The following is a 20,741-nucleotide window of genomic DNA, read 5'->3' on the forward strand; positions in this document are numbered from 1 at the left end:
CGGGAACAGCGGTCATCGGCGCCCCAAGGAGAGGGAGTGTCGATAATGGCTTGTAGAAGCAAGCAATTGGTTAGCCGGAATCCGCGGAACTGGACATCGCTCGGGTTGGACTTGGTGACCCTGCGGGTCTTCCTCTCGATCGTGAGCGAAGGCAGTCTGGTTCGGGCGGCAGAACGCGAGAACATCGCGCTCTCCGCCGTCAGCCGCCGCATCTCCGAAATGGAGGCGCGCACGGGAGTAGTCCTGTTCGATCGCCGTGACCGGGGGATGAAACTCACGTCCGCCGGCCACGCCTTGGCCGAACATGTGGTTACGATCTTCGCAGAGCTGCAATCGCTGGCGAGAGATCTCGACGCCCAGAGGGGCGGCGAAAGCGGCTATGTCCGCCTGTGCCACATGTGGGCGGCTTCCAGCATGCTTGGAACGATGCTGGCCGACTTCCTTGAGGCAAACCCCGGTGTCGACGTTCGGGTCGACGAATGCACTCTGGACGAGACATTGAACGCGGTACGGATCGGTGAGGCGGATGTTGGCGTGATCACGTCCTTTGCTTCCCCACTGCCCGAGAAACTCGAACTCATCCCCTGGAGAGAGGATGAGCTCCGGGTGATATTGCCCAGAGGGCATGTCCTCTGCGAGAAGAGCGCACTTTCGCTCGCGGACATCTGCGAGCATCCGATCGTCGCCATGCGTTGCGCCAACAACTTTCACGACCTGCTAGATGAGCAGGCACGCAAACATGGGGTCGTTCTCAACGAACGAGTCCACACCAACAGCTACGAAAATGCTCGCGCCATGGTAGCGGCCGGGCTGGGCGTCGCCCTGGTCCCGTCGTCCTACGCCTGGCCTTATGTCAAAGAGTTGAAGATCGAGGTACGCGCCCTTTCGGAAGATTGGGCCCGCCGCCGCTTGATGATCTGCGTTCGCCGCAACGAGAAGCTCACCGCCGCTGGCCAACTGCTGATCGATCATCTGCTGGAGAGCACGCTGCGCCGGTCCGCCGCCTGACCACCGAGCCGGGAAAGGTCGTTTCCCGACAAAGCAATAGACCTCGCGGTCGGCGCTGGCGATGATCGACCAATGATCAGAAGCGAACAACGCGCGGCGTACCTGAGGCACTCCTCCGGTACGCGGCTACAAGCGGAGGCTGGCTGCTCGGCCAGCCCCAGGGACGTTACGTCATGAAGGGTGAGGAAGGCTCGCCCGACAGGGCTAACGACGACATTGGCGAGGTCCGTCGTCTGGAAATGTACCGCATGCAGGTGCTTATCCGCCTCTTTGAGGAGCGGGTGCAGGGACTCTACCTCGAGAACCTAATTACGGGCACCACTCACCTGATGATTGGGCAGGAGGCTGTCTCGGCAGGAACCAGTGCGGCTATGCGAGACGGCGATCTGATGTTCTGCACCTATCGCGGGCATGGTCACGTGCTGGCGCGCGGCGCGCCCGCTGACAAGGTGCTGGGCGAGATCATGGGCAGGGACAACGGTCTCATGCGCGGCAAGGCAGGCTCAATGCACCTGACCTCGGTCGAGCATGGAGTGATGGGGTCTTTCGCGGTCATTGGAAGCCATCTGGTCTTAGCTTGCGGTGCAGCATGGCGCGCCCGCTACAAAGGCCAGGACGACGTCACCGTCTGCGTTTACGGGGACGGTGCATCGAATATCGGCGCCTTTCACGAGGCGCTGAACCTGGCGGCACTGTGGAAGCTTCCGGTGGTCTTCCTGTGCGAGAACAATCTTTACCAGGAATATAGCCGCATCGCCGAAATGTCGGCGGTCGAGCATCCGTCGGCAGATCGGGCCGGATCCTACGGCCTGGAGAGGATCGTCATCGACGGCAATGACGCCGATGTCGTCTTCCGGGCGGTTTCGGCGGCCATCGAAACTGCACGATCCGGGGGCGGCCCCGCGATCATCGAAGCGATGACCTACCGCCAGTCGGGGCATTCGCGCGCCGACCCGGCGAAGTACCGCCCGGCAGGCGAACTGGACCTGTGGAAGGAACGCGATCCGCTGAAGCTCTACAAAGCACGGCTGCGCGAACTGGGCATCGAGGACGACAGGATTGCGGAAGTCGAGGCGCAATCCCGCGATGCGGTGAATGAGGCAACAGAGGCGTGCAAGCTGGCTCCGCTCAGCTCGCCCGACCTAATTATGTCCAACCTTTGGGCAGATGGGAGCTGTGCATGGCGCAACTGACTTACCGCGAGGCGGTCGCCCGTGGCATCGCCCAAGAGATGGCGCGTGACGAGGACGTCGTGCTACTCGGAGAGGACGTGGCCAAGGCCGGCGGCGTCTTCAAGGCCACCGATGGCATCCTGGAGCGGTTCGGGCCGCGCCGGGCGCTGGACACTCCAATCTCGGAGCAGGCGATCCTCGGGTCCGCGATGGGGGCCGCGATGACCGGACTCAAACCGATTGCCGAGATCATGTTCGGCGACTTCGTAGCCGTCTGCTACGACTTCATCGCCAACGAATTCGGCAAAACCCGCTACATGACCGACGGCCAGGTGAAGTGCCCGCTGGTGGTGCGAATGGCCAACGGCGGCGGCGTTGCCTTCGGCGCGCAGCACAGCCAGTCCGTCGAGAACTGGTGTATGCAGTTCCCGGGGCTGAAGGTCGTGGCCCCCTCCTCCCCCGCCGACGTTGTCGGCCTGCTGGCGGCTGCGGTGCGCGACCCGGATCCGGTGATCTTCCTCGAACACAAGGGTCTCTACGGCACGCGAGGCGAGGTGCCAGATGGCGAAATCGTCGACACCCTGGGCACGGCCAAAATTCTGCGTCCCGGCACCGACTGCACCCTCATCGCAGTCGGCATGATGGTGCCACGTTCGCTAGCGGCAGCGGAACAACTCAAAGCCGACTTCGGCATCGACGCCGAAGTGATCGACCTGCGTTCGCTGATGCCGCTGGACACCCGAACCCTGCTGGCCTCCGTCGGGCGCACCCATCGGGTGTTCACTGTGGAGGAGAATCCACGAGTGCTGGGTTGGGGGGCGGAAATCGTTTCGATCATCGCGGACGAGGCGTTCTTCGACCTGGACGGCCCGCCGGTACGGATCACCGCGCCGCACGTGCCAATTTCCACCCCGCCCCATCTCGAGGCGCTCGTGATCCCGAGCGTAGAGCGCATCGTCGAAGCTGTTCGGCAATCGCTTGCTGCCTGATCCTCCAACCTGGAAGCGACCATGAATATTGTAATGCCGTCCCTCGGGGCAAGCGTCTCCGAAGGCAAAATCGTCCAGTGGTTCAAAGCCGTCGGCGACGAGGTCGCCGCAGGCGAGCCGTTGCTCGAGGTGGAAAGCGACAAGACGTCGCTCGAAATAGAAGCGCCGGCGAGCGGCACATTGTCGGAAATTCGCGTTGCCGAAGACGATATCGCGCCTGTCGGCGAGATCATCTGTATTCTCGCTGGGGCTGACGAGCAGCCTGCGGAGACGGTCGAGGCCCCCGCCCCTCCCCCAGCTTCTCCAACCGCAGAGCCTCCGAGCACCGAGGATGTCCCTGGCGACCCGGCCCCGCCGCCTGTCCGCGGTCGATCCCAGATTTCACCGCGCGCCCGGAAACTGGCCGCCGAGAAGGGTATCGATCTCACGCAGCTCGCCGACACCGGCGCGCCTGTGACGGGTGCGGACATATTGGCCAAAAGCAACGCGGTTCCTGCGGCTGACGTAAGCCTGATGTATGCCGACACGCCGCATCAACGGCACACGATTAGCTCGATGCGCGGTACGATCGCCAGACGCTTGACCGAGGCCAAGCAGACTATCCCTCACTTCTATATGTCAGCGGAAATCGATCTGGGCCCCTTGGAGCAGCTGCGAAACGAACTACGCAGCAAAGTCGGCGAGTGCCCGACAGTGACCGCCTTCGCCATCAAGGCCTTGGCAGAGGCGCTGCGCGCGGTGCCCGAAGCGAACGTCGTGTGGGCGGGAGACAGCATCCTGCAGTTCGAACGCGCAGACATTGCGGTCGCCGTCGCTCTGGATGACGGGCTGCTGACGCCGGTCATACGCGATGCCGGCGGAAAGACGCCGTCGTCGATCTCGGCCGAGTTGAAGGATCTTGCCACGAGGGCGCGGCAAGGCCGACTCCAGCCCGCCGATTACGAGGGCGGCGTCGCCAGCATCTCGAACCTCGGCATGCACGGGGTGGGCCGGTTCCAGGCGATCATCAATCCTCCCCAGGCACTGATCCTGGCACTCGGCGCCTCCGAGCGGCGGCCACGAGAGGCCGACGACGGTAGCGTCCAGTTCGTCAGCCAAATGACCGTCACGCTGTCCGCAGATCACAGAGTGGTGGACGGGGTGACCGGCGCCAATCTATTGGCAGCGTTTGGGACTAGACTGCAGGCGCCGGATGGCCTTCTGTGACCGCACTTCGCTACACGCCAGAGCAGATTACCGGAGCACCGCGAGCGTCCGGGGTCCGGCTGTCACCGAGGAAGAATCCAAGTGCGACTATTCGCCGGGCTGTTCCAGCGCCATGGTCCACCCGCTCGCTCCCGTAACAGGATGGCGCTGAATTCACTTCTCATGCGGTGCGCGATTGGCTTTGCTGCTGAGGCAATAGCATCCATTCAGGCAGCTCGAATGGCAAGTTCGGAGATCGGGAATTATGCGCCAAACATCATCGCAAGATAACGAGACGGACGCACCCCTGCCCGATCCACAGCAATACGGTGATTCCGAAAGGCCGGGCGACCGAAAGTATGCGGTTTACGTCCTTTGCGTACTGACCTTTGTCTACCTGCTCAATTATCTCGACAGGCAGCTGCTGGCCATCGTCGCCGAAGACGTCAAGGCAGACCTCAACATATCGGACGCTGATCTGGGGTTTCTATACGGGACAGCGTTTGCCGTCTTTTACGCGATCTTCGGAATCCCTCTGGGGCGCCTTGCGGATATCTGGAACCGCAAGAATCTCATATCGGTGGGCGTTACTTTCTGGAGCGTTATGACGGCGCTCTCTGGCATGGCTAGAGGCTTCACACCGCTTGCCATCTGTCGTTTTGGAGTCGGATTGGGCGAAGCAAGCGCTACGCCCGCTGCGGGTTCGCTACTCTACGACTATTTTCCACCAAGGGTGCGAACTACAGTATTTTCTATCTATCAGTGCGGAAATTTCGTTGGTGGGGGCCTCGGGATCTTTCTTGGCGGAATGGTTCTCGATGCCTGGAATTCCACGTGGCCAGATCCATCATTGGCGCCGTTTGGGCTGCGGGGCTGGCAGGCGACATTCATGCTAGTAGGCCTGCCTGGCGTATTAGTAGCGCTATTGGTCTCGACTTTGAGAGAACCTGTGCGCGGACGGTTCGACACGCAAACCGAAAAGAAACCGGATGATGAGTCACCTACGCAACTGGCTACCGAGGTTAGGGAAACCTTGTTGAGCATGATCCCGTTTTGCAGCTGGTTCATCATGGCAAAACGCGGGGGCGGCTGGAAGTCAATTGCGCTCAATACTCTCATCGCCCTCATGATCACAGCCGCTGGAATCGGAGCGACCTGGCTCACCGGTGATAAACTTCAATGGATTACGGTTGGCATTGGCCTTTATTGCGTCTCAACCTGGACGCAGGTTCTTTCCCTGAGGGACCGCCAGGCCTTTGAGACGATATTTCGATGTCCAACGCTCCTTTGCCTTTACATAGGCGGCTCCGCAATTGTGTTCAAAACGGTCATAACCTTTTGGTGCGTTCCCTACTTTCAACGTGCTTTTGGCCTCGAAGCCTCGGAGGTCGGCACGACATTGGGCCTGGGGGGAATGGTTTTAGGCCTGACAGGATTGATCCTGGGTGGGATTCTCGCCGACAGACTTCGCCTAAAGAGCGTACGCGGCAAACTCTACGTAATGATAGGAGGACTTGGATCGGCAGTTCTGGCTGCTGCAATCCTGCTCCTGACAAGCAACGTCCTCATCGCCTACATTGCCGCACTTTCTATCTATATGTTCGGTGCGATGGCGATGGGGCCTGCGGTTTCGACTGCCGCTGATCTCGCGATTCCACGGGTACGCGGAACAGCTGTTGCATTCTATATCATGGCGACCTCCCTGATAGGCACTGCGCTCGGACCTTATGTCATTGGCTTGGTGAGCGATGCGATTGCCTCAACTGGTGTTGATAGCGCCGAAGCACTTCGGCGAGGAATGCTATGGGGCCTGACAATGCCGGTGGTTGGTATCCTTGCCCTTGTGATCGCACTCAGGTTCGTTGATCGGGATACAGCCCGTATTCAGGAGCAAACCTGACGTGCCCCGTCACATGCCGCTTGATGACGATTTGAGACGCCTGTGCATACTGCGCGTGGCGCGCATCTACCTTGGGCGGGAATAGCGCAAAGCTGAGCTTTGGAGAGACGTCATCCGGACATACGATGGCCGACGGTGAAGCAGTGGGTGAGCAATTTCGAGGGCCCCGCGGAGACAAATCGAGACACCCTCAAAGATGCTACATGGTCGGTCCAGTGGAGTAATCTGGCCGAAGGCATTCTCGCTGATAAGCTTGAGGCCAGAGCGTGCGCCCGGGAATATGAAAGGGGAGCGGCCTGTTACCAGCGAACGGCGCGCAAAGTCTCGACCGCTTGTCGTGAGAGGGGGACGGGGTGTTCGAATGCCTCGTCGCTTCGAAGGTGCAACTCCTATTTGATCTTGTCGGCTGGTACTTTCCAGAGAGCGTCTTCATCCTCCGCATCAGCATCAGCCCAATCAATGCCGGTGATGTCATCCCATTCAACGAAACAAGCCATGCCGGATCGCTGTGTAGTCAAGGCGAGAAACCGGGCGGCGAGGCGATTTACAGGCGAGGCACCGGCGCGATCGATCTCTCAGATCATGGTGCGGATGGAGCCAACCTCAAGCAAGACAGGATAACGCCAAGCAAGTGGCAGCGGCTTTAGCGTATCGTTGATATCGCCGCGGGGTTTTCAATCTTCGCGTCTTCGGCGTTTGCATAGCGATAGATCGCAGCCACGCGCTGCTTGATCCGGCGGGCGGTCTCTATCACGCTGCGGCTTTCGATCTTGCGTAGGATCGCCCCATTATCGGGAAAGGCATCGCTCTCCAGGCTGATAATCGCATCGTTTGCGTGAACTGGCTTCCAGCGTTCGTTCTGAAGCGCATGCCATTCGCGAGCTACCTCTTCGAAAGACTTTGCCAAATCGTCGCTCCCGATCAGGCGTCCGCGCTTGGCGCCATGCCGGGGGGGGCTCACGCAAAATCTTCTTAGCATCGTCCCGTATCTCGCGTGCATCAGCCAGCGAGACCTCGGAGTATGCTCCGAGTGTGAGCAATCGCTCCTTCTTCTCGAGCCGATATTTGTAGCGCCACCTCTTATGCCCGCTCGCTGTTACGTGCAGGTGGAGACCTCGGCTGCCGGTCAGATTGTATGCCTTGTCTTTCGCCGCAGCCGCACGCACCGCCTTGTCCGTCAGCATCCAATACCCCTATGCAGGCTGATTCGTTACCCCCAATTTACACCCACTTGCGTTCGGTTAGGGGCAGGTGGATTCGGATGGCATAGGAGTCGCAAATCGCGGAATTGTGAAGCTTTTCGCGCACTTTTGGATGAGATTGGATCGGCTTAAAGAGGCCGGTGGCGGAGAGGGAGGGATTCGAACCCTCGATACGGTTGCCCGTATACCGCATTTCGAGTGCGGCGCATTCGACCACTCTGCCACCTCTCCGCGCAAGATGCCGGTGGTTGGGCTCATTGCCCGGCCGAAGCGAAGGCGCCGCGTAGCTGAGCGAAAGGCAGTTGCCAAGTCCCCTTGAGCACCTTTGCAGGGGATCAGCGGAATACATCGCTTGCGTGGGATTATACCGTCCTTATATCCTAGCAATATGGAGCGAACCCAGTTCTTCTCTCTGCAGGCAGGGCGAACAATCGAAATGCCCCGCCATTCCAGTGCGCGCTTTTCCATTGGGCAGGTCGTGCGGCATCGGACGTTCGATGTACGGGGGGTTGTGTTCGATATTGATCCCGTGTTCGCCAACTCGGAAGAATGGTATCAATCGATACCAGAAGCTGTTCGTCCGCGCAGGGAACAGCCATACTATCACCTGCTAGCAGAGAACGACGAATCGTCATATCTGGCCTATGTCAGCCAGCAAAACCTGCTGGCTGACATCGATGGGGGCCCTGTCGATCATCCGCAGGTAAGTGAACTCTTCGAAGACTACGCAGACGGACGATATCGTATGCGGCGTGGGCTGACGCACTAAGCAACGCGCCAATCGGCGAGCGTCAGCTTTTTAGCTTCCAGCCTGACCGCAGAATCGCATAAACGATCAGCGCGAGCGCCACATTGAAAATGCCCAGACCGATAGCAGAATGGAACACCGCCGTATTGGTGTTGCCGATGTCGCTCTCGCCCAGAAAACCGAATCGGAATCCGGAAATCACATAGAAGAACGGATTGGCGCGACTGATCGTCTGAAAGTGAGGGGCAAGATTGCTGATTACGTAAAACGTGCCGGACAGCAGGCTAAGCGGAGCAATCACGAAATTGGTGACTGCGGCGGCATGATCGAACTTTTCCGCCCAGATAGAAGTAACCAGACCCAGCAGAGCCAGCATTACGGCACCCATCAGACCGAACCATATCACCGCCCACGGATGTGCCATCGCTAGGCTGACGCCGGGATAGAAGGCCATTGCCAAACCCACAGCAAGCCCGACCATCACAGCACGGGTGACAGCAGCCGCAACGATGCCTGCCATCAGTTCTCCATATGAAAGCGGCGGCATCAGCAAATCGATGATCGTGCCTTGAATCTTACCTGCCAGCAGGCTGAAGCTGGAGTTGGCGAACGAATTTTGCATCATCCCCATTACGATCAGCCCGGGGGCGACGAAGGTTGCGAAATTGACGCCCAGAATCATCCGGTCCGAACGCCCCATCGCGACAGTGAAAATCACCAAAAACAGCAAAGTCGTGACAGCAGGGGCCCACACAGTCTGAGTCTGGACCTTGAGAAACCGGCGAACCTCCTTAATATAGAGACTCCACAGCCCGATCCCGTTAATGCCGAGGATGACCGGCTTCCCACGCGGTGAAAAGTGCGCCCTGTCAGAGGGGCCGTTTTCGACCAGAGCGGAAGCGTCGGACTCGATACTATGGACTTGATCGGGCATGGGTACGGCGACTAGGGCCAAGCACTTCGGCTGGCAAGCGTGCGCTGGCCCACGAACAGGAATTGATGGCATTCGATGAGCTGGACCGACGAACGTATCGCGACATTGAAAAAGATGTGGGAGAGCGGCTCGACCGCTAGCCAGATCGCTGACGAATTGGGCGGCGTCAGCCGCAATGCCGTTATCGGTAAGGCGCACCGCCTTGGTCTTAAATCGCGGCCTTCCCCCGTGAAAGCGAGCGAAAGCAAGGCAGCCAAGAAGCCAACGTCTGCGGCACCAAAACCTGTACCGAAGAAGGCTGCACCAGCGGCGGCAACGCCCGCGGCACCTGTCGCCCCGCGTCAGCCAGTCACGCCACCTGCGCCGACGCAAGCCCCGCCCCCTGCACCAAAGGCAGCCAGTTCCGCACCGTCGCAGCCGATGCCCAATCCGTCATCGGATTTGCCCAAGATCGTCTCGGTTGGGCCGGGCGGCTTCCTCCGTCAGGGGCCTGGCGATCAGCAGGCACCCATTCCGCCGGCTCCACCGCGCCGCCTGGTCCCGGCCAAGCCCAGCCCTGAAATCGCGGACAAGACCAGCCTGCTCGATCTGAGCGACCGTGTCTGCCGCTGGCCGATGGGACACCCCGGCGAACCTGATTTCCATTTCTGCGGTGAAGCGGTGAACCCCGGCTTCCCATACTGCGTTGAACACTGCGGACGGGCCTATCAGGCACAGTTGCCGCGTGGCGCACGCCGCCCCCCGCCCCCGCTGCCTTTCGGTGGCCCAAGAGTGCGGTAAAGAACTGTGGGCCAACACACCAATTCGACAGGCCCGACGGCACACCGCTGTCGGGCCTTTTTTATTTTCGCCGGAGAGGACATTTACATGCCACTATCGCTTCATGCCGCATTTGTGCCCAGTGCCCTGCAAATGCTTGGCGCGACCCGCCATATCGTAGACAAAGCGGAAGAATGGTGTGCCGAAAGCGGCACGGCTCCTGCGGAGCTGGTCGGCGCATGTTTGCGTGAGGATATGCTGCCTTTTGCCTATCAGGTCAAAAGCGTTGCGACCCACACTGCGCTCGCTTTGGAAGGTGTGCGCGCAGGCCAGTTCAGCCCGGATATGAGTCCTTCCCCGACCGAATTCGATGCGATGCGCGCGAAGCTCGATACCGCGATCGAAACCCTGGAGGCGGCGAGTGAAGAGGAATTCGAAGGCTTCATCGGCAAACCGATGGTCTTCACAATAAAGGACAAATTCCGCCTCGATTTTACAGCTGACAATTTCCTGCTTAGCTTCAGTCAGCCGAACTTCTATTTCCACGCATCGACCGCATATGGCATTCTGCGGATGAAGGGCGCCCGGATCGGCAAACAGGATTATCTGGGGCGGATGCGCTTAGGCGGATAGAAAACCGGGCCGAATAGGACAGGGACCAGCGTTCTCATCAAGAAATCGGGAGCGCTATAGCCCCTTGCGGGCGAACCAGATCGTATGGCGTGGCCCCTTGTTATTGGGCCGTGCGCGAACGGTACGCTCTTCGACATCAAGCCCCGCATCCTTCAACCGCCGGGCAAATTTGTGATCGGGCGCGGCAGACCACACGGCCAGAACACCGCCAGGAGCCAGCGCGTCCCGTGCACGGCCAATGCCGGTGCGGGTATAGAGCCGTTCGTTGCCGTCCCGCACGATGCCATCCGGGCCGTTATCGACATCGAGAAGAATCGCGTCATACGAAGGGCTGGTCCCGTCCACGGCATCGTCGATCAGCGCCGCGACATCGCATAGCTCGATCTTTGCACGCGGATCCGCCAGGCTATCACCGGTCAGTTCGACCATCGGTCCCCGCGCCCAGTCAAGAATATCGGGCACGATTTCGGCCACCGTTACGCTTCCTTGCGGCCCCATCAGACGCAGAGCCGCGCGCAATGTGAAACCGAGCCCATAGCCTCCTACCAAAAGGCGCGGATTAGGGGTTTGGAGGCGCTCCAGCGTCAGTTCGGCCAGTTGCTCCTCGCTGAACTGCATCCGCGTGCCCATCAGCTCGTTCCGGCCGAGCATAACGATGAAATCGCGCCCATGTCGGACGAGTTCGAGCGTGTCGCCGCCAGGGATTTGCGCCGTGGCAATATGTTCGCGGGGTATCATGGCGCGATGCTGTGAACGGCAATCGCAATCAGGTCAAAAAGAAAGGGCCGCACGGATTGCTCCGCACGGCCCTTTGATTTCTTTGCCCCCCTGAAATCCGGGGGAGCGCGACAGGATTAGTCCTTGAGGAAATCCGGCACGTGGCCTTCGCCACCACCATCGCGACGTGGGCCACGATCACCACGTGGACCGCGACCACCACGGCGATCACCGCCACGGCCACCACGATCACCACCGCGATCGCTGCGCGGTTCGCGCGGCGGGCGGGTGTCTTCCAGCTCTTCGCCGGTTTCCTGATCGACAACGCGCATCGACAAACGGACTTTGCCGCGGTTGTCGATTTCGAGGACCTTGACCTTCACTTCCTGCCCTTCGGACACGACGTCGGTCGGCTTCTCAACACGTTCGTTCTTCATTTCGGACACGTGGACGAGACCGTCCTTGCCGCCCATGAAATTCACGAACGCCCCGAAATCGACGATGTTGACGACTTTGCCGTTGTAGATCTTGCCGACTTCAGCCTCTTCAACGATGCCCTGAATCCACTTCTTCGCAGCTTCGATCTGATCGAGATCGGAAGACGAGATTTTGATCACGCCTTCATCGTCGATGTCCACCTTCGCACCGGTTTCGGCCACGATTTCGCGGATCACCTTGCCGCCGGTGCCGATCACGTCGCGGATCTTCGACTTGTCGATCTGCATCGTTTCGATACGCGGGGCGTGCTTGGACACGTCGGTGCGGGCAGTGCCCAGCGCCTTGGTCATCTCACCCAGGATGTGCGCACGACCGGCCTTCGCCTGCTCCAGCGCCTTCTCCATGATTTCCTTGGTGATACCAGCGATCTTGATGTCCATCTGCAGGCTGGTGATGCCTGCTTCGGTTCCGGCAACCTTGAAGTCCATGTCGCCCAGGTGATCTTCGTCACCCAGAATGTCTGACAGAACGGCAAAGTCCGAACCTTCGAGGATCAGGCCCATCGCGATACCCGACACCGGACGTTCGATCGGAACGCCTGCGTCCATCATGCTGAGGCAGCCACCGCAAACGGTCGCCATCGAGCTGGAACCGTTGGATTCGGTGATGTCCGACAGAACGCGGATCGTGTACGGAAAATCATCGTGGCTGGGCAGCACGTTGTGCAGCGCACGCCATGCCAGCTTGCCATGACCCACGTCACGCCGCGAAGGCGCACCGAAGCGACCGACCTCACCGACCGAATACGGCGGGAAGTTATAGTGCAGCATGAAGCGTTCGTAAGACAGGCCTTCGAGTCCGTCGATCATCTGTTCGGCATCTTTGGTGCCGAGCGTGGTCGAACACAGCGCCTGCGTCTCACCGCGGGTGAACAGCGACGAGCCATGGGCGCGCGGCAGAACGCCAACCATCGCTTCGATCGGGCGAACCTGATCGAGCTTACGACCGTCGATACGGGTGCCATCCTTGATGATCGCACCGCGAACGATTTCCGCTTCCAGCTTCTTGACCGCCTTGTTGGCGACCATCTGCGTCTGCGGTTCTTCGTCTGCGAACGCGTCTTTCGCTTTGGCACGGGCAGCGTTGAGTGCATCCGAACGGGCCGACTTGTCGGTCAGCTTGTATGCAGCGGCGATATCGTCGCCGACGATGCCGCGCAGCTTTTCCTTGATCGCAGAGGTATCGTCCGATGCGTCGATTTCCCACGGTTCGTTAGCAGCCTGCTCAGCGAGATCGATGATCGCACCGATCACCGGCTTGATGTTGTCGTGAGCGAACATCACCGCACCGAGCATTTCTTCTTCGGTCAGTTCCTTCGCTTCGGATTCGACCATCATCACCGCGTCTTGGGTTGCAGCTACGATAAGATCGAGGCGGCCATCTTCAGCCAGTGCGGTGTTCTGCTTGGGATTGAGAACGTATTCGCCATCGACATAGCCAACACGGCAAGCGCCGATCGGGCCCATGAACGGCACGCCTGAAATGGTCAGCGCAGCCGATGCAGCGATCATCGCCAGCACATCGGGTTCGCACTCGCCATCGTAGCTGAAGACCTGAGCGATAACGTTGATTTCGTTATAGAAGCCTTCGGGGAACAACGGCCGCACAGGACGGTCGATCAGGCGGCTGGTCAGCGTTTCCTTCTCCGTCGCGCCACGTTCGCGCTTGAAGAAGCCACCCGGGATGCGCCCGGCGGAAGAGAATTTTTCCTGATAGTGAACGGTCAGCGGGAAGAAGTCCTGCCCTTCCTTCACATTCTTGGCGGCGGTCACGGCGCAGAGCACCACGGTTTCGCCATAAGTGGCCAGAACGGCACCGTCAGCCTGACGGGCAATACGGCCGGTTTCCAGAGTGAGGGTCTTTCCGCCCCACTCCACCGATACGGTTTTCGTGTCGAACATTGATTTTCCTTCTGAACCCGCGTGCCACATTGCCTCGCGGGGCCTCTAGTTCCGGGTAAGCCGTCCCGGTCCGGTGTGGGGCACTGATCTGGCCCCAAGGCCATGGTCGCCGAATTGCAACCTTTGCCCTTTTGCGTAAGCCGAACGCCTCTTGCGACGGCCCACATACAAGAAGCGGCCCGCAATGGGGCCGCTTCCGAAACTCTTATTTGCGAAGGCCCAGCTTCGCGATCAGCGCGTTATACCGCTCGACATCTTTCTTTTTGAGATAGGCGAGCAGGCTACGGCGCTTGTTGACCATCATCAGCAGACCACGACGGGAATGGTTATCCTTGTGGTGATCCTTGAAGTGTTCGGTCAGGTTGCGAATACGCTCCGTCAGGATCGCGACCTGTACTTCCGGGCTGCCCGTGTCTTTCGCATCACGAGCGTTGTCCTTGATGACTTCCTGTTTCTTTTCGGCGGTAACCGACATTTTTCTTACTCCGCGGTATCCGGGAAATTGAACCCCCTGACGACTTTCGCCGCCCCCTGCGAAACCTCCATCAGCGCAACCGGCATACCGCCATGTCGCACCAATAACAGCCCGTCGGGATAGGGCATTCCGAAAAGGACCCGGCCCTGTCGGACCGCCTGTGCACTTTCCAGATCGAGATCATGGGCCGGGATACCGTCCAGCCCTGCCTCCAACGGAAGGAGGTGATCTTCAAGCGCCGCGCCCTTACCGATTTCGTTGAGCAAGTCCAGCGAAATCGCCGTACTCTCATGAAAAGGGCCAGCCTTGATGCGCCGTAAATAGGTGACGTGCCCCACCGTTCCAAGGGCGTGTGCGATATCTCGTGCCAAGCTACGGATGTAGGTGCCCTTCGAAACATTCGCCACCAGCGTCACGCTGTCCGCCAGTTCGAGCGGCATTCCCGGATCGTAAGGATCGGGTCGGCCCGCAGTTGTTGCAAAGGTCGATTCCGGTGGTTGGCGATCCCCACCCCCCGCCATTGCCAGCGAATGCACGGTGACGACGCGCGATTTCATTGCCACCTCTTCGCCTGCCCGCGCCCGATCGTAAGCTCGCTTCCCATCGATTTTGAGCGCCGAGTAAGCAGGAGGGACCTGCTCGATATCTCCGGTAAAATGCGTCAGCACCGCCGCCACTGCGGCCAGGGGGGGGCGATGGTCGGATCGGGCAATCACGTCCCCTTCCACGTCGAGCGTATCGGTCTCTTCGCCAAACTGGATAGTGAATTCATAGGTTTTGCTGGCATCCAGCATTCGCCCGGCCAGCTTGGTCGCTTCTCCCAGCGCGATCGGCAGAACGCCTTCGGCCAGAGGATCAAGAGTGCCGCCATGACCAACTTTGGTCTTGGCGTAGCCGCCCGTACGCAAGTTGCGCTTCACAGCGCCTACCGCCTGAGTCGAGCCGAGCCCGCGCGGTTTATCGAGTATCAGCCAACCATTAGGAGCGGGCAATGTTCTGTCCATTCCCCGCCCCTAGCCTGCACGATGCGCGCTGTCATGCGCGCTGTCAGAGCCGGGTCAGTCGCTCTTCTTTTCTTTCTTATCGGTCTTCTTCGGCGGAGGCCCGTCAACCTTCACGAAGCTCTGCAACGCATAGCTTTCACCGCGAATCCGGATTTTGCTGAACCTGTCGAGTGTACCCATTGGACCGGTGTCGATCCCAACGGCAGTGGCGAAAGGCAGATCGGGCGCCGGGCTGAACAGCGTCGCCTTATACCACTGACGGCGGTTGTCCTGGAAATATATCGTCGAATCGCCATCCGCCCGCCAGTCGCGGACACCTGTGGTATTGGCAAAAGGTATCTTTGCCTCTTGCTCCGCCGGGACGGAGGCGACAGGTTCTGTTTTGGCACCATCGGTTTGCGCGATCGCAGGGGCGCCAGCGAGCCCAACGACAAAGATAGCGGCGAATGGAACAAATTTTCGGCGAAACATAACTCTGGCCTCCTTGGCCGATTGGTTTCCGTCTCGTAGCAATCCAGTGGTCTATTAACGCACCAACCATTCTTGAGGTCCGCGCCCCGGATTGCATTCAATGCAATCAATATTGCATCAGGCGCGAGACTTTAAAAGTCAAAACCCAGCTACCGCCTGCGCCAGCGCGAGGTAATGCGTCATCATCCAGTTGACTGGCGGACCAATGATTTTCTCAACCAGCCCCCACTGAGGGAAAGCCCATGTCGCCGCGATCAGCACCACGAACAACAGCATCCCGAACTGGCGCAATTGCCCATATTGCCGCGCGAGCGAACGTGGCAGCAACCCTTCGACAATATGAGAGCCGTCAAATGGGGGGATCGGCAACAGATTGAACAACCCGAGAAACACGTTAATCATGATGAACAACTGCATCATCGACGCGAACCATTCGCCCGCCCCCGCGGGTGCATCAGTCAGCGATCCGGCATAGAGGCCCAACGCGACTGCCCCAATCGCGGCAAGTGCGAAGTTGGTCGCGGGGCCTGCTGCAGCGACCAGCATCATGCCAAGGCGCGGATTGTTCAGACGACGGAAATTGACTGGCACGGGCTTCGCCCAGCCGAACACCGGCCCGCCAAACAGGGCAAGCGCACCGGGCACCAACAGAGTGCCCACCGGATCGACATGGCGAATGGGATTGAGGGACAACCGCCGCTGCTCCTTCGCTGTCGGATCGCCGAGCAACATCGCGACATAGCCATGCGCGACTTCGTGAAACACGATCGCGACGATGAGACAGGGAATCAGGAGCAGCGCGAGCTGTAGCGTTTCGGTCATGGTAGTAGGTAGATAGGGTGACTTATGCCACTCAACCAGCCCATTCGTCAGCCAGAATCGAAAAGATCGCAGTGTCCCGCACACGCCCGGTCCAGGTTTTGCGCTCGCGGCGCAACAGCCCTTCTTCTGTGCAGCCGAGTTTGAGCACTGCCGCGCGCGATCGGCGGTTCACCGCATCGACTTTGAACCCCACCCGGTGCAAACCCGATGCGAATGCATGGTCGAGCATGAGTTTCTTGATACGGCGGTTCATTCCCGTACCGCGCAAGTGCGGAACGATGTAGCTGTTACCGATTTCCACCGACCAGCCCGGTTCCCCACTGGCGATCCAACCCGTCATCCCCACCACTTCGCCATTGGCGGTGATCGCATAAATCCGGCGCGCGATACCGCCATTACGCATTCTTTTGAATTGTTCGTCGAACGCATCACCGAGATAGTTGTAGGGATAGATATCCCATATCTCGGCATCTTCCGCACATGCCTTGCGGAGCGGCTCTCGGTGATGATCCCTGAGTGGATCAAGCCGGAAATCGCCATCACGGAGCGGGATATAGAGCCCGTCCAGATTCACTTCCTCACCGTCACTCACCCCGCGCCTCGCTGAAATGTTTGCGGCAAAGCGCAAGGTAGCGGTCATTGCCCCCGATTTCTGTCTGCTCCCCCGACTTTACCGCGTTGCCAGATGCATCAACCCGCAAGTTCATGGTCGCCTTCCGCCCGCAGTGACACACCGCCTTCAATTCAACCAGAGAATCCGCGACGCCCAGCAGCGCGGCAGAGCCGGGGAACAATTCACCCTGAAAGTCAGTCCGCAAGCCATAGCACAGCACGGGAATGCCCACCTCATCCGCAAGATGCGCGAGTTGCCAAACCTGCGCCTTGGTCAGGAACTGTGCCTCATCCACCAGCACACAATGCAGCGGTTCTCTGGAATGGTCTTCCTCCACCCGCCCGGCAATGTTCGTGGTTCCGTCAAAACGATGGGCATCGCTGGCCAGGCCGATCCTGCTGCTGATCGCACCGAAGCCGGGGCGATCATCAATTGCAGCGGTCCAGAGGCTCACGCGCATATCGCGTTCGCCATAATTGAACGCGGCCTGCAACAAGTTGCTGCTCTTCCCGGCGTTCATACTGGCATAGTAGAAATAGAGTTTGGCCATATGCGCGATGAGCTAAGGCCAAACGCGACATCTGGACAAGCCGGAGCCAAACAAGGCTGGGGATTTCAACCGCCTGCCAACCCGGAGGCGGTGATTGCATCGGCCATTTGCCGAACGGGCGCGATCAATCCTCGCTCAGATCGCGCACGACCTTGGGATCGCGCAGCAATCTGTCGATCCGGTCAGCCTCGTCGAAGCTCTCGTCCGGCTTGAACTGCAATTTCGGCGCAAATTTCAAGCCGAGCCTCTTGGCCACTTCGCGTTGGAAGAACGCCGTATTGGTCCGCAAGGCCTTCAGCACTTCGGCTTCATCTTTGCCGAGCAAGGGTTTTACGTAGGCATGGGCGTTCCGCAAGTCCGGCGTCATCCGCACTTCGGTCACGCTAACAGAGTGCGCTGTCAGTACATCGTCATGCGCTTCACCCCGCGCGAGCAGTTCGCTCAGGATATGGCGAACGCGCTCCCCAACCTTGAGGACGCGGACCGATTGCTGTTCGGGGGTGGATGAATGGCGACTCATAAATCAACTCCCCCCTCCCGCATGGGGAGGGGATTGGCAACGCAGCCGCCCTGAACGGGCAGCCGCGATTAAAGAACCCGCTCGCGTTCCTCCACCTCGAACACTTCGAGCTGATCGCCAGCCTTGATGTCGTTGGTATCTTCCAGAACGACGCCGCATTCGAGGCCAGCACGGACTTCGTCCACGTCGTCCTTGAAGCGCCGCAGCGACGCGATAGTCGTAGCGGACACGATAACGTCGGCACGCGTAAGGCGGGCATGGAGCCCCTTGCGGATGACGCCTTCTTCCACCAGCAGACCAGCGGCCTTGTCCTTCTTGCCGGCAGGGAACACCTGCTTGACCTGGGCACGACCGACAACGTGTTCGATCCGTTCGGGACCAAGCTCGCCCGCCATTTCCTTCGCGATCTCTTCGGTTAGGTGATAGATGACATCGTAATACATCATCCGCACCTTATCGCGTTCGACCAACTGACGCGCTTTCGGATTGGGGCGCACATTGAAGCCGATGATCGGCGCCTTGCTCGCCGCGGCCAGCGTCACGTCGCTTTCAGTAATCGCGCCGACACCGGCGTGCAGCACGCGCACCTTAATCTCGTCATTCGAGATATTGTGCAGTGCGTTGACGATCGCTTCGACCGATCCCTGCACGTCTGCCTTCACCACCAGCGGGAATTCGATGACGTTCGATTTCAGCGTGTTGAACATCGTATCGAAACTGGTCGGAGCCAGAGCTGTCCGCTTCTCAGTCGCCTTTTCCTGACGGTAAGAGGCCACTTCACGGGCGCGCTGTTCGTTTTCGACAACGGTGAGCTGATCGCCAGCCTGCGGCACACCGCCAAGGCCGAGCACTTCGACCGGCATCGACGGACCCGCTTCCTTGATCTGCTTGCCCTTGTCATCGATCAGCGCGCGTACACGACCGCTCTCGGTGCCCACCACGAAAGTATCGCCCCGCTTCAGCGTACCGCGCGTGACCAGAACGGTCGCCACGGGACCGCGTCCCTTGTCGAGCTTCGCTTCGATAACGGTGGCATCGGCATCGCGATCGGGCCGCGCCTTGAGTTCGAGCAGTTCGGCCTGCAGCGCGATCTTCTCGATCAGTTCGTCCAGACCCGCGCCGGTTTTAGAGGAAACCTCCACATCCTGCACGTCGCCGCTCATCGCTTCGACAATCACTTCGTGTTCGAGCAGGCGTTCGCGGATTTTCTGCGCGTTGTATTCGCCCGCGTCGCTCTTGGTGATCGCGACGATCATCGGAACGCCTGCCGCTTTGGTATGATTGATGGCTTCAATCGTCTGCGGCATGATCCCGTCGTCACCGGCAACCACCAGAATAACGATATCGGTCACATTCGCACCGCGCGCACGCATTTCGGTAAATGCTGCGTGGCCCGGCGTGTCGAGGAAGGTGATCTTCTCGCCGCCCTTGGTGGTGATCTGATACGCGCCGATATGCTGAGTGATGCCGCCGGCTTCGCCCTTCACCACATCGGTGCCGCGGAGCGCGTCGAGCAGCGAAGTTTTGCCGTGATCGACATGCCCCATGATCGTGACAACCGGCGGGCGCGGACGCAGCGTTTCTTCCGGATCCTGATCTTCGGTCCGGTTGATATCGACATCGCTTTCGGAAACGCGTTCGATGTTGTGGCCGAATTCTTCGACCAGCAGTTCGGCGGTATCCTGATCGATCGTCTGATTGACGGTGACCATCATGCCCATGTTGAACAGGGCCTTCACCAGATCGGCGCCCTTTTCGGCCATGCGATTGGCGAGTTCCTGCACCGTAATCGCTTCTGGCACGATCACGTCGCGCACCTGCTTTTCGCGCGGCTTAGACGGGCCACCTTGTGCGCGGCGTTCGCGTTCGCGAGCACGTTTGAGCGCGGCGAGGCTGCGGGCGCGACGGCCTTCGTCCTCGTTCAGCGCCTTGGTGACGGTCAGCTTGCCCGAACGGCGTTTGTCACCATCGCGATCGTCGCTGGTGCTGCTGCGGGTATTACGTTTGTCGTCTTTCTTCTTCACGTCCTTTTCAGGTCGCTTGGGCTCAGGCCGGGCGACGGGTGTAAAGCGACGTGGCGCAGGTGCAGCAGTGGCAGCAACAGCCGATGTTTCCGTTGATTTCGACGCAGGTTCTTCACCCGCATCTTCCGACTTTGCTTCCTGTTCGACAGGAGTTTCCGCCGCTTTCTTCGCTTCTTCAGCCGCCTTGCGCTCAGCCTGTTCTTCGGCTTCGCGATTGGCCTCAGCCCGGCGACGTTCTTCTTCCTCGCGCTTGCGGGCTTCTTCTTCGTCACGTTTGCGGGCTTCTTCGGCCAGACGCAGCCGCTCTTCCTCGGCCTCGCGCTGCAGTCGTGCGACGCGTTCCTGCGGCGTTTCCTTTGGCGGAGCAGGCTTCTTGGGCGCAGGCTTAGGCGCAGGCTGTACAGCCGCAGGTGGGGGAGGCGGCGGCGGAGGAGGCGGAGCGGCCGATTCTTCGCCCGGCTTGACGAGCTTGCGGCGGCGCTTCACTTCCACGGCGACCTTATTCGTGCGGCCGTGGCTGAAGGTCTGCTTGACCTCGCCAGCGTCCACAGACCGCTTGAGGCCAAGCGGTTTGCGGGTGCGCGGGGTGTCGTTGCTATCGCTCATAAAACTCGTT

Annotated in this window: 22 protein-coding genes and 1 tRNA gene; 9 read left to right on the forward strand and 14 right to left on the reverse strand. The window is 59.8% G+C overall.

Features of this window, described 5'->3' with window-relative positions; genetic code table 11:
• Nucleotides 1-45 precede the first annotated feature (45 nt).
• From CV013_RS10730 to CV013_RS10755, 6 genes are all read left to right on the forward strand, one after another.
• The gene (locus CV013_RS10730; RefSeq protein WP_102155512.1) at nucleotides 46-1,008 is read left to right on the forward strand and encodes a LysR family transcriptional regulator; all 963 of its coding nucleotides are present in this window, start codon (nucleotides 46-48) and stop codon (nucleotides 1,006-1,008) included.
• Between the two features lie 173 nt (nucleotides 1,009-1,181).
• Complete coding sequence (locus tag CV013_RS10735; protein WP_102155514.1) at nucleotides 1,182-2,201, forward strand: thiamine pyrophosphate-dependent dehydrogenase E1 component subunit alpha; 1,020 nt, start codon at nucleotides 1,182-1,184, stop codon at nucleotides 2,199-2,201.
• Nucleotides 2,189-3,169: an alpha-ketoacid dehydrogenase subunit beta gene (locus tag CV013_RS10740; protein WP_102155516.1), complete on the forward strand. Its 981-nt coding sequence runs from the start codon at nucleotides 2,189-2,191 to the stop codon at nucleotides 3,167-3,169. Before CV013_RS10735 ends, CV013_RS10740 begins: the two co-directional genes overlap by 13 nt.
• 21 nt (nucleotides 3,170-3,190) lie before the next feature.
• Nucleotides 3,191-4,375 (forward strand): dihydrolipoamide acetyltransferase family protein, encoded by a 1,185-nt coding sequence (locus tag CV013_RS10745; RefSeq protein WP_102155518.1) that lies wholly within the window; start codon nucleotides 3,191-3,193, stop codon nucleotides 4,373-4,375.
• Between the two features lie 244 nt (nucleotides 4,376-4,619).
• Nucleotides 4,620-6,254: a spinster family MFS transporter gene (locus CV013_RS10750; protein ID WP_102155519.1), complete on the forward strand. Its 1,635-nt coding sequence runs from the start codon at nucleotides 4,620-4,622 to the stop codon at nucleotides 6,252-6,254.
• Nucleotides 6,255-6,607: 353 nt separating this feature from the next.
• The gene (locus CV013_RS10755; protein ID WP_102155521.1) at nucleotides 6,608-6,901 is read left to right on the forward strand and encodes a hypothetical protein; all 294 of its coding nucleotides are present in this window, start codon (nucleotides 6,608-6,610) and stop codon (nucleotides 6,899-6,901) included.
• On the opposite strand, the gene CV013_RS15710 is transcribed toward CV013_RS10755, so the two are convergent.
• The 3 genes from CV013_RS15710 to CV013_RS10765 form a co-directional block, all read right to left on the reverse strand.
• Nucleotides 6,898-7,161 carry a phage integrase central domain-containing protein gene (locus CV013_RS15710; RefSeq protein WP_190276512.1) on the reverse strand — a complete coding sequence of 88 codons (264 nt, stop codon included), beginning with the start codon at nucleotides 7,159-7,161 and terminating at the stop codon, nucleotides 6,898-6,900. The two genes, CV013_RS10755 and CV013_RS15710, sit on opposite strands and share 4 nt — an antisense overlap.
• Entirely contained in the window at nucleotides 7,043-7,438 is a 396-nt protein-coding gene (locus CV013_RS16035) for an Arm DNA-binding domain-containing protein (RefSeq protein ID WP_102155525.1), read from the reverse strand. Before CV013_RS16035 ends, CV013_RS15710 begins: the two co-directional genes overlap by 119 nt.
• Nucleotides 7,439-7,597: 159 nt before the next feature.
• Nucleotides 7,598-7,687: transfer RNA gene (locus tag CV013_RS10765), tRNA-Ser, on the reverse strand.
• 157 nt (nucleotides 7,688-7,844) lie between these two features.
• Here CV013_RS10765 and hspQ point away from each other — a divergent pair.
• The gene (hspQ, locus tag CV013_RS10770; RefSeq protein ID WP_102155527.1) at nucleotides 7,845-8,225 is read left to right on the forward strand and encodes a heat shock protein HspQ; all 381 of its coding nucleotides are present in this window, start codon (nucleotides 7,845-7,847) and stop codon (nucleotides 8,223-8,225) included.
• A gap of 22 nt (nucleotides 8,226-8,247) precedes the next feature.
• On the opposite strand, the gene CV013_RS10775 is transcribed toward hspQ, so the two are convergent.
• Nucleotides 8,248-9,138: an ABC transporter permease gene (locus tag CV013_RS10775; RefSeq protein WP_102155532.1), complete on the reverse strand. Its 891-nt coding sequence runs from the start codon at nucleotides 9,136-9,138 to the stop codon at nucleotides 8,248-8,250.
• A gap of 75 nt (nucleotides 9,139-9,213) precedes the next feature.
• On the opposite strand from CV013_RS10775, the gene CV013_RS10780 reads away from it, so the two are divergent.
• Together CV013_RS10780 and CV013_RS10785 are read left to right on the forward strand one after the other, a co-directional pair.
• A complete protein-coding gene (locus CV013_RS10780; RefSeq protein ID WP_102155534.1) occupies nucleotides 9,214-9,918 on the forward strand; it encodes a GcrA family cell cycle regulator in 705 nt (234 codons plus the stop codon).
• A gap of 87 nt (nucleotides 9,919-10,005) precedes the next feature.
• On the forward strand, nucleotides 10,006-10,530 hold the full coding sequence (locus CV013_RS10785) for a DUF1993 domain-containing protein (RefSeq protein WP_102155535.1): 525 nt from the start codon (nucleotides 10,006-10,008) through the stop codon (nucleotides 10,528-10,530).
• A gap of 54 nt (nucleotides 10,531-10,584) precedes the next feature.
• On the opposite strand, the gene CV013_RS10790 is transcribed toward CV013_RS10785, so the two are convergent.
• From CV013_RS10790 to infB, 10 genes are all read right to left on the reverse strand, one after another.
• Complete coding sequence (locus CV013_RS10790) at nucleotides 10,585-11,268, reverse strand: spermidine synthase family protein (RefSeq protein ID WP_102155537.1); 684 nt, start codon at nucleotides 11,266-11,268, stop codon at nucleotides 10,585-10,587.
• Nucleotides 11,269-11,384: 116 nt separating this feature from the next.
• Nucleotides 11,385-13,646 carry a polyribonucleotide nucleotidyltransferase gene (pnp, locus tag CV013_RS10795; RefSeq protein ID WP_102155538.1) on the reverse strand — a complete coding sequence of 754 codons (2,262 nt, stop codon included), beginning with the start codon at nucleotides 13,644-13,646 and terminating at the stop codon, nucleotides 11,385-11,387.
• Nucleotides 13,647-13,851: 205 nt separating this feature from the next.
• On the reverse strand, nucleotides 13,852-14,121 hold the full coding sequence (gene rpsO, locus CV013_RS10800) for a 30S ribosomal protein S15 (protein ID WP_102155540.1): 270 nt from the start codon (nucleotides 14,119-14,121) through the stop codon (nucleotides 13,852-13,854).
• Nucleotides 14,122-14,126: 5 nt separating this feature from the next.
• Nucleotides 14,127-15,125 carry a tRNA pseudouridine(55) synthase TruB gene (gene truB / locus CV013_RS10805; RefSeq protein ID WP_102155542.1) on the reverse strand — a complete coding sequence of 333 codons (999 nt, stop codon included), beginning with the start codon at nucleotides 15,123-15,125 and terminating at the stop codon, nucleotides 14,127-14,129.
• A 54-nt stretch (nucleotides 15,126-15,179) separates the two neighbouring features.
• Nucleotides 15,180-15,596 (reverse strand): DUF6491 family protein, encoded by a 417-nt coding sequence (locus CV013_RS10810; RefSeq protein WP_223805218.1) that lies wholly within the window; start codon nucleotides 15,594-15,596, stop codon nucleotides 15,180-15,182.
• A 138-nt stretch (nucleotides 15,597-15,734) separates the two neighbouring features.
• A complete protein-coding gene (locus CV013_RS10815) occupies nucleotides 15,735-16,418 on the reverse strand; it encodes a site-2 protease family protein (protein WP_102155544.1) in 684 nt (227 codons plus the stop codon).
• Nucleotides 16,419-16,449: 31 nt separating this feature from the next.
• Nucleotides 16,450-17,010 (reverse strand): GNAT family N-acetyltransferase, encoded by a 561-nt coding sequence (locus tag CV013_RS10820; protein WP_223805217.1) that lies wholly within the window; start codon nucleotides 17,008-17,010, stop codon nucleotides 16,450-16,452.
• Complete coding sequence (locus tag CV013_RS10825; protein ID WP_102155547.1) at nucleotides 17,003-17,581, reverse strand: thymidine kinase; 579 nt, start codon at nucleotides 17,579-17,581, stop codon at nucleotides 17,003-17,005. The genes CV013_RS10820 and CV013_RS10825 overlap by 8 nt, the downstream gene beginning before the upstream one ends.
• Nucleotides 17,582-17,705: 124 nt before the next feature.
• Nucleotides 17,706-18,101, reverse strand: a complete 396-nt coding sequence (gene rbfA / locus CV013_RS10830) for a 30S ribosome-binding factor RbfA (RefSeq protein WP_102155549.1) — start codon at nucleotides 18,099-18,101, stop codon at nucleotides 17,706-17,708.
• 68 nt (nucleotides 18,102-18,169) lie between these two features.
• Nucleotides 18,170-20,731, reverse strand: a complete 2,562-nt coding sequence (infB, locus tag CV013_RS10835; RefSeq protein ID WP_102155948.1) for a translation initiation factor IF-2 — start codon at nucleotides 20,729-20,731, stop codon at nucleotides 18,170-18,172.
• Nucleotides 20,732-20,741: the final 10 nt, after the last annotated feature.

The organism is Tsuneonella flava (genome assembly GCF_002870965.1).
GTDB lineage: Bacteria > Pseudomonadota > Alphaproteobacteria > Sphingomonadales > Sphingomonadaceae > Tsuneonella > Tsuneonella flava.

Coding starts and splice junctions, on each gene's coding strand:
- CV013_RS10730 (WP_102155512.1), top strand. CDS start 46: ATGGCTTGTAGAAGCAAGCAATTGGTTAGCCGGAATCCGCGGAACTGG.
- CV013_RS10735 (WP_102155514.1), top strand. CDS start 1,182: ATGAAGGGTGAGGAAGGCTCGCCCGACAGGGCTAACGACGACATTGGC.
- CV013_RS10740 (WP_102155516.1), top strand. CDS start 2,189: ATGGCGCAACTGACTTACCGCGAGGCGGTCGCCCGTGGCATCGCCCAA.
- CV013_RS10745 (WP_102155518.1), top strand. CDS start 3,191: ATGAATATTGTAATGCCGTCCCTCGGGGCAAGCGTCTCCGAAGGCAAA.
- CV013_RS10750 (WP_102155519.1), top strand. CDS start 4,620: ATGCGCCAAACATCATCGCAAGATAACGAGACGGACGCACCCCTGCCC.
- CV013_RS16035 (WP_102155525.1), bottom strand. CDS start 7,438: ATGCTGACGGACAAGGCGGTGCGTGCGGCTGCGGCGAAAGACAAGGCA.
- hspQ (WP_102155527.1), top strand. CDS start 7,845: ATGGAGCGAACCCAGTTCTTCTCTCTGCAGGCAGGGCGAACAATCGAA.
- CV013_RS10775 (WP_102155532.1), bottom strand. CDS start 9,138: ATGCCCGATCAAGTCCATAGTATCGAGTCCGACGCTTCCGCTCTGGTC.
- CV013_RS10780 (WP_102155534.1), top strand. CDS start 9,214: ATGAGCTGGACCGACGAACGTATCGCGACATTGAAAAAGATGTGGGAG.
- CV013_RS10785 (WP_102155535.1), top strand. CDS start 10,006: ATGCCACTATCGCTTCATGCCGCATTTGTGCCCAGTGCCCTGCAAATG.
- CV013_RS10790 (WP_102155537.1), bottom strand. CDS start 11,268: ATGATACCCCGCGAACATATTGCCACGGCGCAAATCCCTGGCGGCGAC.
- pnp (WP_102155538.1), bottom strand. CDS start 13,646: ATGTTCGACACGAAAACCGTATCGGTGGAGTGGGGCGGAAAGACCCTC.
- rpsO (WP_102155540.1), bottom strand. CDS start 14,121: ATGTCGGTTACCGCCGAAAAGAAACAGGAAGTCATCAAGGACAACGCT.
- truB (WP_102155542.1), bottom strand. CDS start 15,125: ATGGACAGAACATTGCCCGCTCCTAATGGTTGGCTGATACTCGATAAA.
- CV013_RS10810 (WP_223805218.1), bottom strand. CDS start 15,596: ATGTTTCGCCGAAAATTTGTTCCATTCGCCGCTATCTTTGTCGTTGGG.
- CV013_RS10815 (WP_102155544.1), bottom strand. CDS start 16,418: ATGACCGAAACGCTACAGCTCGCGCTGCTCCTGATTCCCTGTCTCATC.
- CV013_RS10825 (WP_102155547.1), bottom strand. CDS start 17,581: ATGGCCAAACTCTATTTCTACTATGCCAGTATGAACGCCGGGAAGAGC.
- rbfA (WP_102155549.1), bottom strand. CDS start 18,101: ATGAGTCGCCATTCATCCACCCCCGAACAGCAATCGGTCCGCGTCCTC.
- infB (WP_102155948.1), bottom strand. CDS start 20,731: ATGAGCGATAGCAACGACACCCCGCGCACCCGCAAACCGCTTGGCCTC.